Genomic DNA, 13,485 nt, shown 5'->3' with positions numbered 1-13,485 from the left:
CAAGCACATCTTAAGAGTGGGATATTAACTAAGAGATGGAAGAATTACTATACCAACAAAAAAGAACAACAAGTACCTGTATAGTTATAATAGGATTATAAACAATAACTGTACAGCTATATTAGGACGAGACAGCTTTTTTTCGAGGTGGTCGCATAGTGGTCGCATAGTGATCGCATAGTGATCACATGATTTAACCTAATTTTCATGCGACCACTATGGTATCATCACCCGATAATAATGTGACCATGTCGAGTTTGTTTTATATAAGAATGACAGTGAATATCGCTGTTATGGTATTTTTAAGAAGGATATGTAAAATTGATTTAGGCAGTTTTTAGGAGTAAATGGACGCAAGTCTATTGAAAAGAGAGCTGTGTTATCCCTGATTATAGCTAATTATGGCCAATTTTAGGTGATTTACAATAGATTGTGAGTAAGTCGTTTGATATATAGCAACTAAAATCTTTTCTTTGAAAAAACTAAAATTTTTAGTGAGGTGGTTGAGCAAGAAAAGAGATTGTCCTATCAGTATTCATTTGGACATTTAGCAGTAAATATAATGTTAGCTATTGTCTTTAGTAGTGTTTCATCGATTCGATTAACAGCAGCTGTATCAGAGAATGACTTTGTTGTTGTGTTCCAAATAGGTGTAGCATTATTCTTTGTAATCTTAGCGATATGTCAGTTATTGTACCTGTGTAAGGCTTATGTTAGAGAAGATAGGATTATACTAAAGAAGTTATTTAGAGTAGAGCAATGTTGCGATTCGAAACAAATCGTGAAGATCAAAAAATATAATCTTGGTCGGGTGCACTACACATTCGTAACTATGCAAAATGTCAATAGTAAGAAAGAGTTGTATATGATTATGAATATTTATGCGTGGTATGCACAGTCTAAGTATGATGCCCAAGAAGTTCTTGAGCAATTACAGCATAAAGTATAAAAAATATCCCTCATTGAGCTAAGTCAAGTATAGAATGGCATATAGTAAACAATCTGTAAAAAAGAGTAACTTGTGAGTTAACTCTTGATATGACAATAGCAGAATTGTAGACAGGATTGCAATATTGACTTCTTAATGAGGGATGTAAATTGTATTTAATCAGACGAAGGTTTAAACTAATAAAGACCTTTTATAAATTGGTATTGAGTTTCTTCTTTAATTTTTTTCTCCCACAACTTTTTGTCTTTTGTTGTGAATAAGTATACTTGCACAACCTTCGAAATTAGTATTCCACAGATTATAAATATGGCAAATATGACGATAAAACATAAGGTTAAAATCATGGTTTAGGCTATTTAATGTTTAAGATATATTGAGTTAAGTCTTCCATATCTCCCTCGTTAATTTGTGGAAAAGGAGGCATCTGTGGTGCATCAGGACGTTTCTTACCAGGAGATTTAATCCACTTGATTAGGTCCGTTTTATTGTTTGCATATATTTCTTGCATCTCTGTGACTGGTGGTCCAACTAATTGTGTTTTTTCTTTGTGACAAGCTGCACAATAGCTATTAAAAACAGCTTTACCTTTAGCAGTGTTATCACCAGAAGCCTCGGCATTTGCTATAGCTTGTTTTTCTTCTTCTTGTGCATTAGCAGCTTGTTCTCTTGCTTCTTTGGATGCTTGTTCAAAGGCGGCTGTCTTTTGAGCCATAAGTTCTCGGTGTGGATTGATGGCATTGGCTCTGTATACATGACGCCCACTTCCCATGAATACAACTACAATTCCCATAGAAATCACTATTCTTTTGAAGTATCTATCCAACTGCTCATCTGTACCTCTTAGTGTTTGGATCATATAGTACACTGCATATACTGCTACTGCTACACCAGATAAAATTACTCCCATCATAGCCCAACTAAATCCTTTGGCAGGTAAAGTAGCCATCACGATTGGGCCAAATAAGAACTGGGCTACGGATGCTCCTAAGGCTAATTGGTATCCAATGCGTTTTACTTTGGCTCTGGTGAAAACTTTAAAGTATTCTTCAAAAGGATAATTCTTACGTCCCATATACCAAGTGATAAATAGACCTGTCAGAGCCAAGGAAGCACAGATAAAATGGAAGTATCTCGGGAACACATTTGGCAGTGCTAAAGCGGATAAGAATCCTCTTACACTCATCCATTTTTCAGGGAATAACATTAAGTTTATATTCACTAAGAAGATTAGGGGAATGAATAGAAACATTGCTACAGCCAAGGCATTGATAGAGATGTGTAACAGTTTCATGTTTGACATCGCTTCCCAAGTATATTTGTGTAAGTAGGTCAACAGAAATACTATCGCAACTAATGGGATGATCAATATCCACATAATCCCTGTCAAGGAGTTTGCAGTATAGAAATAGATCGTATACAGTGCATTGATACTTAGCAATGGCGCTACCCCCAGTACTACGGCTAATGATTTGTTTACAGTTATTGTCGCTGCTATTTCTTGAGCAAGTACATCGTATTCTTTGTTTTTAAGTCCTTTGATTTCAGCCCATAATGTCGCTATAGAGCCGCCTACCATTAGGTTTACAAATACAATATGAGCCAAGAATGACACAACTAATAGAATGACTAATAGCCACTCTGGTAATGGTAAATCTAAGGGTATATCTTTTGGTAATGGAGTATTGTTCATAATTATTGTTGTTTAGATTTTTGTTCTATGAAATGTTCAACCGAATGAGTAGGGTTCAGCTGTGCACCAGCACTCTGTGCACCTTCTAAGGTCGCTCCACTCTGTTGTAGGTAAAATATATAATGTGCTAATGCGTCGAGTTCTTCTTCATTGCCTGGATAGGGAGGCATATAGGTTCTACCGTTATGCATATTCGGGATATACGCTTTCATACCATTTATATCCAAAGGTTTGCCTATGCCATACATTTTTTCGAATACGAAGATGATAGAGTTAATCCCCTGACTGGTATGACATCGAGAGCAAGCAACCATGAATACATCTTTACCAGCTTCCAACTTGTTTTCTTCCGTGATTTCAGTAATGGCTGTATAAGTAGTGTGTTTTAAGATACCATCTCGTTGTAATAAGGGATAATCTTCTTCGCGAATTAAGTTAGAGTACATATAATCTCCGATGACATAGGGTTTGCGAATAAATTCACGTACGCGTTCGAATATACCCAAGAAGCCTAAAGAAAGAACAAATGGAATAATGACCATCACAAGGTTGATTTTCTTTGGCTTCCACAGTACCCAAACGGCTAATAGTGCAAGAGAACTGGTTGCAATAAGTATTATTTTCTTTAGTAAGTCATAGTATAGTTCAAAGTCCATTGTTCCGACAGCAGTACTCATATTCGCTGTCATGGCTTCTGGTATCACATTATAGTAATGTATTGCTGCAAGTATTGACAGTGGTAACCACAATAATGTCCAAATAGCAGTAGTTTTAAGAGCCGTAGGTCTGATCGCACTCGATTTCTTAGTGAATAACATAATCAGTAAGAAACCAAAGGCTCCTGCCACGACCATAGCAGTTGGTGTTCTAAATAATAGCTGAGGTAAGTAAATAGGATTAGTCAAACCATTGATGAAGGAATGTTCTTCTATCCAGTTTCCAGGATCCATCATAAATCCTAATATCGCTACAATGATAGCCATGGTTAGCCATGAGAACGCAGATAAGAACCATCCAAATCGAATGTGGCGTTGTTTGGCACGAAGGGATTTGTTTGAGTTTTTCCAGGTGAGGAAGTATATCATGATAAAGATAACTTCTAATACAAACACGATCCATTCTGTAAACCATCCCCAGTAGAATACGCGGATTAAACTACCGATAGAGTTTGGGCTGATTAACGCCGCGGAGAACCAGATACCTACTCCAGTCATCGCTCCCATTGTGGTCGTAATAACAAAACCTACCATCATCATACGTTGAACCATTTTGTCCCAAGCTAAATCAGTGATTTCATCTGAACCACTTTTTAGTACTCCTTGCTGTTCTAACAGTGTTATATAGGGAATGAATCCAACGGCTAACCCGTGGTTTATAAATACGTGAATAATCGCAATCATCGCAATGAGAAAGCGGTCATTCAACCAGTCTAAATGAAATAGAGGAAAATCCATAATGTCTTATTTTTCAGCAAAATTAGAACCTTAGCTACTGAAAAATATTACACTAAACGTGGTGATATTTACACTAATCAATTTTGACTAGTCTGAGAATGCGGAAAGTGATTTATTAAATCAATTATTTACTTTGTTTTCTAAATTCTTCTGGTGATAATCCTGTGTTCTTTTTGAAAAAACGCGAAAAATAGGCATTGTTTTTGAAGTCGAGTTCATAGGCAATTTCTGTGATTGTGAGATCCGCATTGACTAATAGCCGTTTGCATTCCAGGATGACTCTATTGCGGATTACTTCTCCAACAGTAATCCCCAGAACTTTCTTACATTGCGTGTTTAAGTGATTAGGTGTGATGTGGAGCATTTCTGCATACTCACTTGGCAATCTTTTTTCAACAAAGTGCTTTTCAATAAGTCTTTCTAAGTTTTTTACGATAAACTGAGTACCTTTTGTTTCGTTGTGCTCTTCTATATCAAAGACTTTCTTTACAAGAAACAGTTGAGTTTCTAAAAATAATTCAAGCATTAAAGCTTTCATATAATCTTTTTGGAGCGGTTGATTTTCTAAGTAAGCGTAATATATTTTCTCAAATTTGCTGTGAAGTGTTTCATAGCACTTCTCACATGAGAATTTTGAATAATGTGCGTTGCCACTGAAGAAAGTAAATTCATTTAGGTAGTTCGGATTCACCAAGAAAGTACGCAAAAAGTTATCATTAAAATTGATTAAAAAACCTGTAGTACCTGGTTCAAATTCCCATTTGTGTACTTGAGATGGGTTCAAGTAGAATAAACATTTTTCTTCGATTGAGAATTTTTCAAAGTCAATAGAGTGTACTCCCTTGCCTTCAGATACAAACAAGATTTGATAAAATGCATGTCTGTGCGGTGAAGATACCATATTAGGTCTATTAGAAATGTATTCTTCCAATCTATATACCACACAGTCTTGAGTGATGTTGTTGTTGTCGAGTAAGTTACAGATGTTGTATATTGGAATACTATTGTTCTCCATATTGCTAATATTTTGTACAAAGATAGGAATATGTTAAATCTTATGGTCAGTGTATGCATAGAAATAAGTTATGATGTGATTTAGATTTAGTACTTTAGATTAGTATAAACTGAAACACGAATTAGGATGGAAATAAAGATAACTACAGAGATAGATGATCATAATGCAATGGCGATTAAGGAGATATTATCTTCTTATAATGTAAGTCATACGACACATTTATCAGCTTGTATTAATGAGGCATTAGAGATTACTTTAGTGGAAGAAGGAGAGGTGATAGGCGGGATATTAGGCCGTTCACTATGGGGGACGTTAGAGATACAGAACCTCGCTGTGAAAGAGAGTCATAGAGGACAAGGTCTTGGGAAGAAACTCATGTTAGTAGCAGAGCAGGTAGCTGTAGAGCGCAACTGTAAGTATATATCACTTAATACTTTTTCGTTTCAAGCTTCTGACTTTTACCAATCTTTGGGGTATGAGATTTTTGCAGAAGAGAAGGATTATCCTTTAGGGTATTCTAAGATATATCTGCGTAAGGTGTTGATGTAGTGTTCTCTGAAAAAGAGGTAAGAACTTTTAGTACTGTGTAATGTGTTGTTTTATAGTTTGTTAAATGTTGATTAAATAAGAAGTAATGTATGTTAGATACAGTTTTTTACTCGGTTGAATAGTAGTATCTTTGCACTCCAAAATTAGATATAGTGAATACAACAATTGCTTTTATAACTCCACCGTTTACCCAGTTAAACACACCTTATCCAGCAACTGCTTACATCAAGGGATTCTTGAATACTTTGAATATTGACAGTTATCAGGCTGATTTGGGAATAGAGGTTATATTGAAATTGTTTAGTAAACAAGGATTGATAGACTTGTTCGACTATGTACATGAACACATAGAAGAAGTATCTCCTAATATACATCGTATTCTTGCTTTAGAAGAGGACTATATCTCTACTATCGATGCTGTGATAGCTTTCTTACAAGGAAAGAACTCTACATTAGCACATGCTATCGTACAAGAAGATTATCTTCCTAGGGCATCTCGCTTTGAACAATTAGAAGAGTTAGAATGGGCATTCGGAAGTATGGGAATACAAGATAAGGCGAAACACCTATCTACACTGTACTTAGAGGACTTGTCTGATCTCATTGTCGAGACGGTAGATACCAACTTTGGGTTTAGTAGATATGCGGAGCGATTAGGTCGTTCTGCTCATACGTTTGATGAGATGTATGAGGCACTACATCAACCTTTGACTTATATCGATGAGATTACTCTTGATTTATTACAACAGCTAATAGATAAGACTAATCCTAAGATAATGGGATTCTCTGTACCCTTCCCAGGTAATTTATACAGTAGTTTTAGATGTGCTCAATACATTAAGAAGAACTATCCTCATATCAAAATCACGATGGGAGGAGGGTTTCCTAATACTGAGTTGCGTTCGTTAAAAGATGTACGTGTATTTGAGTTCTTTGACTTTATCACTTTAGATGATGGAGAGGCTCCACTGGAGAACTTGATTCTATATGTAGAAGGAAAGATAGCACAAGAGGAGTTAAAGCGTACGCTTATTGCTAAGGACAATGAGGTAGTGTATATCAATAATCCGCTGAAGCGTGACTATAAACAGGCTGAGGTAGGTACTCCTGATTATTCAGACTTATTGCTGACAGAGTATATTTCTGTGATTGAAGTTGTGAATCCAATGCATCGTATGTGGAGTGATGGTCGCTGGAATAAGCTAACAATGGCACATGGATGTTATTGGGGTAAATGTACTTTCTGTGATATTAGTTTAGACTATATCAAGGTATATGAACCAATAGCGGCTAAGCAGATTGTAGACCGTATGCAGACATTAATTGAGCAGACGGGAGAGACAGGCTTTCACTTTGTCGATGAGGCAGCACCGCCAGCCCTAATGCGCGAGGTAGCGTTAGAAATCATCAGACGTAAGCTAACAGTATCTTGGTGGACGAACATCCGCTTTGAGAAGAGCTTTACGAAAGACTTGTGCTTATTATTAAAAGCTTCAGGATGTGTGGCAGTATCAGGAGGATTAGAGGTAGCCTCAGATCGATTATTAAAATTAATAGATAAGGGAGTTACGGTAGAGCAAGTAGCCCGTGTGAATAGAAACTTTACGGAGGCTGGTATCTTAGTGCATGCCTATCTGATGTATGGTTTCCCAACACAGACGGCACAAGAGACAATAGACAGCCTTGAGATGGTGCGTCAGTTGTTTGAAGCAGGAGTAATGCAATCGGGCTTTTGGCATCAGTTTGCGATGACTGCTCATTCACCAGTAGGTATGAATCCAGAGGAATACAAGGTAGAGCGCGTAAACGCTGAGATGGGGACATTCGCTAATAACGATGTACCGCACGTAGAAATGAATGGAGCGATACACGATAAGTTCTCTTTTGGACTAAAGAAGTCACTGTTTAACTTTATGCATGGGATGTGCTTTGATATGCCATTACATGAATGGTTTGATTTTAAAGTACCTCGTACGAGTATATCACCTGATTATATCTTTACTTGTCTAAATGATGAGCCTTTAACAGTATGTAAACCGAATCAGAAAGTCGTATGGTTAGGGACATTCCCTTATATCGAGTACTTTGAGAAAAAGAAGAAAAACAGAGTGTTTGAAATGGCTCAATTGGTATTCTATACTAAAAAAGAGACGATAGGTGTAGATGTAGATAGAATGGTAGGAGATTGGTTTGTACATTTTGTGGAGACTTTGAAGGAGAAAGCTTCTCAGACGATGACTTATCAAGAAATGAAAAAGAGCTTTGAGGAGTTTACGAATGAAGACTTTGAACTATTCTGGTATTCTAAACCAGCACAAGCATTAAAAGATATGGCACTACTAGTGCTTTAGATATAGAAAGCCTCGCATTTGCGAGGCTTTTTTAGTTATAGTTGTTTAGAATGTATTATTAAACAAGCCTTTATTTTTTTTAACTAATAAATGGTAAAACAACACAGACAAATAAAGTAATGAAGTATAGTACCCATTCATACCAGCGCATAGGATCTGTAGAATACTTTAATCTCGCATAAATATTTGAAATCAATAATGGGAGTACACTGAAAATAAGTATGATAAAATGTATAAACTCTGATACATCAATAAAATAGAAGACTATTCCTAAAAGAGCTAATACTATACCCGTACAGCGGACTGTGCGGTTAATTATATTAACAGTAGAGGTGATGTCATAAAGCTTTTTGCGCTCTTCTGATAATGTATTGTAACCTGCTAACATACTGTCAGCATTAGTAGGTGTTAGAATAAAACTAATTCCTATATACATTATAGCGATAACAAAATATACGGTCATATTATTTCTTTATAAAGTTAACAATAGTAGGTACTAGTTCAGCGTGAAGAGGCACATCAGGCTTCTTGTATAATGCTAAGTTCTCCTCCTCTTTTACAACTGTTTTTAGTACGTGATTCATTCCTTTTAACGTGATAAGAGTAGCAGTAGGTACAGCTTGTTTTAAGTTGTCTCCCTGATCTGTCTTGACCTGTAAGTCCTTATCCCCTTGTAAGATTAAGATCGGTTGTTTTACTTTTTTAAGTTCTACAGTAGGATCGTAATTCATCCAAGAGATAAGGTAAGGCTGAACAGAAGTGCGATATAAGCTTTGTAGCATAGGAGGGATGCTATCTACTATTTCGCCTTTTCTAAGTTTAGCATGAATGTCTTCTATTGATTTCGCAAAGAAAGGTGCTTGCGCTGTTATCTGTTTATACAGTGTTTTATCTATTGTCTCTCCTGGCCCTTGTAGTGAGATAAGCTTAGATACAGTACTATTGTCTTGACTAGCCAATGTAGCGACTAAAGCTCCTTCGCTATGTCCTATCAATACAATATTTGGATAGTCCCTTTTGAAGTAATCAATAACAAGGTTGAGGTCTTTTACGTTATCATCAAAAGTTACATCAGCTTCATTCATTGTCTGGTTCTTCATTTGAGCAAACATCCTCTTGTTATACGTGAAGGTGTTAATACCATTCTCTTTTAGTCCTTGAGCAAGGTATTTATAGGAGTTCGCATTTACCCCTGCAGGATTGTTTCCATTCTTGTTAGTAGGGCCAGAGCCCGCTATTATAATGGCAAGTTGTTTACTGTCTTTATTCGCTAAGTATAAGTCTCCATCAATTTCACTGTCTACCTGAATAGCTGTTTGTGCAAAGCTAAATGAAGTAGCAAAGCATACGATAAGTGTAGTTAATAGTTTTTTCATAGTGTTGTTGTGTTGATTAATATAATGTAGTGATTAGTCTTGTCAGAGTATCTACAAGTAAGATGATTAGTACGAAGACAATAATCATATATTTCTTTTTGAGATTTGTAGCTAGTTTGAAACCTTGGTAGATATAGTATCCAAAACCAACTAGACATAGAATACTAGCAAATGACGTAATGATAAGATACACAAAACCTTGTGGATTACTTTTGAACAATATTTCAGGATTAGCAATATTGTCAATAAGTTGAAGAGAGAAATCACTTAGGTAGCCATTGATATCAAATAGTACACTTATATCTAGACATATACGTGCAATCAATACAGTGTTGAGTATATCTATTAGTCGAGTCTTTTTGTTGATGATTTTTCCAAATACGAATAAAGCAAGTGTCATTACTATTGTTGTGATAACAAAGTCACTCAAGGTTTGGGCAAGTGTAGGTGCTGACTTGAGAGCTATTTGTTTTAGAATTGCTATACTACGCATATGAGTTAATAGTTGAAGACAACTAATAACTACTCCAGTTAGTACACCGATTGCTAAGAGTGTTTTCTCTTGTACGTTTTCAAATGGTTTAAGAATGTAGTTTTTGAGTGTCATAAGGTTGGTTGTTTATAGTGAGTTATTCTTTTTTCTGTAATTCTTGAATATGTTCTATCATATCATCAAGTTTATTTCGGACAGTAGGGTAACTGATATTCATCTGTAATGCCATTTGTTTTAGACTCCCACTGTTTAAAAAGAAGGCTAAGATAAACTCCTGTTCCTCTTTACTCAGCTGTAAGAGTAGGGGCAAAGTGAAGTTACCATTGACGATAGTCTGACAGTGCTCACAAGATAGCTGAGTGACCTTTAGTTCACTTTCACAACTCGGACAATGTATAGGAAGTTTGGGTTTAATTGACATAATATGAATAGTTTGTTTAATTTTGTTCAAATCTAATTTAATAAAATTAATATTTATATCAAAATAGTTAATTAAAATAAAGAGCTTTTAGATTTCTATGAACAAAAAAATCCCAAGTATAATACTTGGGATTTTAGTATGTAAGAAATTATAGGTCTCTTAGTATGCAGATACAGGTACAGGTACCTCCGCTGCTTCTGCTGCTTCAACTGCTGCTTCTGCTGCAGGTACACCATAATCATAACCGTAGTTATCATGATAATAACTCTCACTATTAAACTCATTGTAAGGGAATAAATTACTTACAGTTATCTTGTTGATAGTTAAAGGATTTAGACTGCTATCGCCTTTTTTCACTTTAGCTTCCATAACGAATAGTTCTTTGTGATCTTCATTCAAAATCTTTACAGTAAGATTTCCTTTTTTACTGGTTAACAGTGTATAGTTACTTGGTGATTCACTGTAATAGTTATATGCATTTTGGTTTAGGTCATTAATAGCCACAGTACCATCTGTTAGAACTCCATCTTTAAAAGTAGCTTGATATTTTATTTTGCCACTTTCGAAGTATTGATACTGACCATCTAAGTAGTTGTCTTTGACATTGTATTTATAAATAGGAGTTCCAGTTGTACTGTCATTAATAGTTCTACTAAAAGTGGCACTATTTTCATATTCTTCATGTAACACTAAGGTAGTTGGGGTCTTTCCATCTATATCTAATAGATACATTTTTTTAGCTTGAATTATTCCATTTACATATTCAGTAGTGTTGTAGTACATATAGTCTATCGAAGTAAGCGTTCCTTCGTATGGATAGCCATTATGATAAACTAAAGTTGATAGTACTTCTCCTTCATTGTCATAATATGTTGTTGCTCCGTGTAATACTCCTTCTTGATATTCAGCGATAGACTGCAACACATTATTACTATATATCTCTGATTTTGTTAAATTACCTTGATTGTCGTAGTAATTGATCGTAACGATTTCATCACTATGAACATATTTTACTATTTCTTTACCTACTTTTAGTCCTTTTTTATAAGTTGTTTCTGTTAGGTAATATAAGTCATTTTCCCATACAGTTCCTTCAAAAGCAGCTCCATCTTTGTAAGTAGCTGTGGAGATTATCTCTCCTTTTTCACTATAGAATTTTCCTTGCTTATTATAATCGATATCAGCTTGTAAATAATATGTCGAATTTGTGTTTTGTTTTAAAGCATATATTTTTTTAGCTAAGGTCTTCCCATCTTTGAATTTAGTGATAGCAGATATTTGCTTATCGTAAGTAAAATCAACTAAAGTACCTGTCTGTGTCAAATGATCGTATATACCTAATTCCTTTCCTGTCTTATCATAGAAAGTTTGTTTGATAGGAGAATAGGTGTAGGTTGCAGGCGAATATTGTGAAATGCTTGCCTTATTTCCATTGTTATAGTATTCTACTACTTTAGAAATATTTTGATTTTGATAAAACGTTTCTGAACTAATCGTAGATTGACCATTAGTAGTTTCATAAGTAGCTTCGTAGACTAATTGTTCTTTTTCATACTTGGAAATACTCGAAATCAGATCATTACTCATCGTATACTGCGTACCAGATATATTGACAACGCCGCCATACATAGGTTCTTCCTTATACGTTAATCTACCTAACTCTTTTCCCTTTGTATCGTAATAGATCGAAAGGTTGTTTTTCGTAATTTCAAATGGTTTGCCATTAGAATATAATTCTATGCGCTCTACTATTTTGGCGTTTTTGTAAGTAATTGTTAAGTTATCACTATAATCTGTTCCATCCTTAGGGGTATATCCATCAGTATCATAAAGTAATTGACTTTTTAGAGTTCCATCTTCATTATAGAATTCCTTCTTAAGAGTCTGATAGTTTTCATTGCTATAGATAATGCTTTTGACTGTATTGTTTTTTGGAGTAACATAGTAATCTTCTGATTTGATCATTACATTGTTCTTATAATGATATACTGAATAGATATCATCAGGATTATTGTCATAGACATTAAAGTAGTATTGAACACCTTCACTTTTAGTTGAGTATCCATCGCTATCCAATTCGCTTCTGTATGTACCTAAGAGCTTTCCATTTTTGTCGAAATATTCTTCTGTAGTTATGTTATTAGAAACGACTGATTTACTTTTAATTTGTCCTGTTGTATAGAAATTAGTAGTTTGTAATATCTTAGAATCAGTATATTTAGAGACAGATTGTACACTAAAATTACTATAGTTAATAGTCACTGACTCTCCTTCTACCAATTGTCCCTCTTGATATGTAGCAGCATACGTTGACACGCCATTTTCATCGAAGTATTCTTCTGCAGAAGGATAGTTGTTTTCGTCAAATTGATAGGTTAATTTATTTTTGTCATTTTTAGGGTTAATAACCTCGTATTTATAATAAACACCATCTTCTACTTCAATGTAAACATATACACCATTCCAATTGAATAAAGCTTCTCCAGAATATACATTGTTATCATAGTATTCACAATTGTATACTTTACCATTGCGAGGATCAATACTTGTTAATTTTGTGATTGAATTGTTTTCATCATAGGTAAAAGTTGAATTTACTTTACCGTTTGTATCGAAGTATTGTACATCACCTTGGTATAAGGCTGTAGCGTTTCCTTCCATGAAAGTACCATTTCCTTTGCTTTCTATCTTATTTGTTTTAGCATTGTAAACCTCGATAGTTTTAAGGTCTGTATTACCTTTGATAGGTTTAGCAATTTTAAAAAATTTAGCATCTTTCTTTTGTACGATATAATCATAGCTATCTACCCAAATTGTGTCTTTGGCTACCTGGCTAAATACTGGAGTAGCGAAAAGGATAGCTAAAGGGAGAATCTTTTTAATCATAGACTTATACTTTAAGTGATTTTATTTGTTTTGATAGGGTAAAAGTAAAGAAGTATTGAGTAATATTTTCTCATATTGGCAATAATTTATAAGATCAGAACTAAAATCACTACTTTCAGCGATTCGTCAATGAGTTGCTTATTTTGTGTATTATTATTGTGCTTTATGCTTTTGGGGATAATAAATATAGAACAGATAGTGTAAATCGTCAGCAAAAAGTGGACAATTAAGATACTATAAATAAGATAGTGTTTTCAAAAAATGATAACTTTATAATTATGGGAAGAGTCAGTAAGAAAAC

11 protein-coding genes are annotated in these 13,485 nt (G+C 34.8%); 3 read left to right on the top strand and 8 right to left on the bottom strand.

Annotated elements, in window-relative coordinates; all coding sequences use genetic code 11:
- Positions 1 to 499 precede the first annotated feature (499 nt).
- Positions 500 to 949: a hypothetical protein gene (locus GOQ24_RS05650; protein WP_160339274.1), complete on the top strand. Its 450-nt coding sequence runs from the start codon at positions 500 to 502 to the stop codon at positions 947 to 949.
- A gap of 352 nt (positions 950 to 1,301) precedes the next feature.
- Here the strand turns inward: GOQ24_RS05650 and GOQ24_RS05645 are convergent, their stop codons facing one another.
- From GOQ24_RS05645 to GOQ24_RS05635, 3 genes are all read right to left on the bottom strand, one after another.
- Positions 1,302 to 2,639, bottom strand: a complete 1,338-nt coding sequence (locus tag GOQ24_RS05645) for a c-type cytochrome (RefSeq protein ID WP_155092191.1) — start codon at positions 2,637 to 2,639, stop codon at positions 1,302 to 1,304.
- 2 nt (positions 2,640 to 2,641) lie between these two features.
- On the bottom strand, positions 2,642 to 4,093 hold the full coding sequence (locus GOQ24_RS05640; protein ID WP_155092192.1) for a c-type cytochrome: 1,452 nt from the start codon (positions 4,091 to 4,093) through the stop codon (positions 2,642 to 2,644).
- Between the two features lie 124 nt (positions 4,094 to 4,217).
- Complete coding sequence (locus GOQ24_RS05635) at positions 4,218 to 5,108, bottom strand: AraC family transcriptional regulator (protein ID WP_155092193.1); 891 nt, start codon at positions 5,106 to 5,108, stop codon at positions 4,218 to 4,220.
- Positions 5,109 to 5,234: 126 nt separating this feature from the next.
- Here GOQ24_RS05635 and GOQ24_RS05630 point away from each other — a divergent pair, with 126 nt between their 5' ends.
- Complete coding sequence (locus tag GOQ24_RS05630; RefSeq protein WP_155092194.1) at positions 5,235 to 5,657, top strand: GNAT family N-acetyltransferase; 423 nt, start codon at positions 5,235 to 5,237, stop codon at positions 5,655 to 5,657.
- A 152-nt stretch (positions 5,658 to 5,809) separates the two neighbouring features.
- A complete protein-coding gene (locus tag GOQ24_RS05625; RefSeq protein WP_160339273.1) occupies positions 5,810 to 8,008 on the top strand; it encodes a B12-binding domain-containing radical SAM protein in 2,199 nt (732 codons plus the stop codon).
- A gap of 79 nt (positions 8,009 to 8,087) precedes the next feature.
- Here GOQ24_RS05625 and GOQ24_RS05620 read toward each other — a convergent pair whose 3' ends face one another.
- The 5 genes from GOQ24_RS05620 to GOQ24_RS05600 form a co-directional block, all read right to left on the bottom strand.
- A complete protein-coding gene (locus GOQ24_RS05620) occupies positions 8,088 to 8,471 on the bottom strand; it encodes a DUF3784 domain-containing protein (protein ID WP_155092195.1) in 384 nt (127 codons plus the stop codon).
- A gap of 1 nt (position 8,472) precedes the next feature.
- Complete coding sequence (locus tag GOQ24_RS05615; RefSeq protein ID WP_155092196.1) at positions 8,473 to 9,384, bottom strand: alpha/beta hydrolase; 912 nt, start codon at positions 9,382 to 9,384, stop codon at positions 8,473 to 8,475.
- 16 nt (positions 9,385 to 9,400) lie between these two features.
- On the bottom strand, positions 9,401 to 9,991 hold the full coding sequence (locus tag GOQ24_RS05610; protein ID WP_155092197.1) for a hypothetical protein: 591 nt from the start codon (positions 9,989 to 9,991) through the stop codon (positions 9,401 to 9,403).
- Positions 9,992 to 10,013: 22 nt separating this feature from the next.
- Positions 10,014 to 10,298 carry a DUF2089 family protein gene (locus GOQ24_RS05605; protein ID WP_155092198.1) on the bottom strand — a complete coding sequence of 95 codons (285 nt, stop codon included), beginning with the start codon at positions 10,296 to 10,298 and terminating at the stop codon, positions 10,014 to 10,016.
- A gap of 159 nt (positions 10,299 to 10,457) precedes the next feature.
- Positions 10,458 to 13,184, bottom strand: coding sequence for a hypothetical protein (locus tag GOQ24_RS05600; protein ID WP_155092199.1), 2,727 nt, complete (start codon positions 13,182 to 13,184; stop codon positions 10,458 to 10,460).
- Positions 13,185 to 13,485: the final 301 nt, after the last annotated feature.

The organism is Myroides sp. LoEW2-1 (assembly GCF_009767705.1).
Lineage (GTDB): Bacteria > Bacteroidota > Bacteroidia > Flavobacteriales > Flavobacteriaceae > Flavobacterium > Flavobacterium album_A.
The sequence above is the reverse complement of the archived record's forward strand: the minus strand, read 5'-3'. Positions and strand labels throughout refer to the sequence as shown.

Coding starts and splice junctions, on each gene's coding strand:
- GOQ24_RS05645 (WP_155092191.1), bottom strand. CDS start 2,639: ATGAACAATACTCCATTACCAAAAGATATACCCTTAGATTTACCATTA.
- GOQ24_RS05640 (WP_155092192.1), bottom strand. CDS start 4,093: ATGGATTTTCCTCTATTTCATTTAGACTGGTTGAATGACCGCTTTCTC.
- GOQ24_RS05635 (WP_155092193.1), bottom strand. CDS start 5,108: ATGGAGAACAATAGTATTCCAATATACAACATCTGTAACTTACTCGAC.
- GOQ24_RS05630 (WP_155092194.1), top strand. CDS start 5,235: ATGGAAATAAAGATAACTACAGAGATAGATGATCATAATGCAATGGCG.
- GOQ24_RS05620 (WP_155092195.1), bottom strand. CDS start 8,471: ATGACCGTATATTTTGTTATCGCTATAATGTATATAGGAATTAGTTTT.
- GOQ24_RS05615 (WP_155092196.1), bottom strand. CDS start 9,384: ATGAAAAAACTATTAACTACACTTATCGTATGCTTTGCTACTTCATTT.
- GOQ24_RS05610 (WP_155092197.1), bottom strand. CDS start 9,991: ATGACACTCAAAAACTACATTCTTAAACCATTTGAAAACGTACAAGAG.
- GOQ24_RS05605 (WP_155092198.1), bottom strand. CDS start 10,298: ATGTCAATTAAACCCAAACTTCCTATACATTGTCCGAGTTGTGAAAGT.
- GOQ24_RS05600 (WP_155092199.1), bottom strand. CDS start 13,184: ATGATTAAAAAGATTCTCCCTTTAGCTATCCTTTTCGCTACTCCAGTA.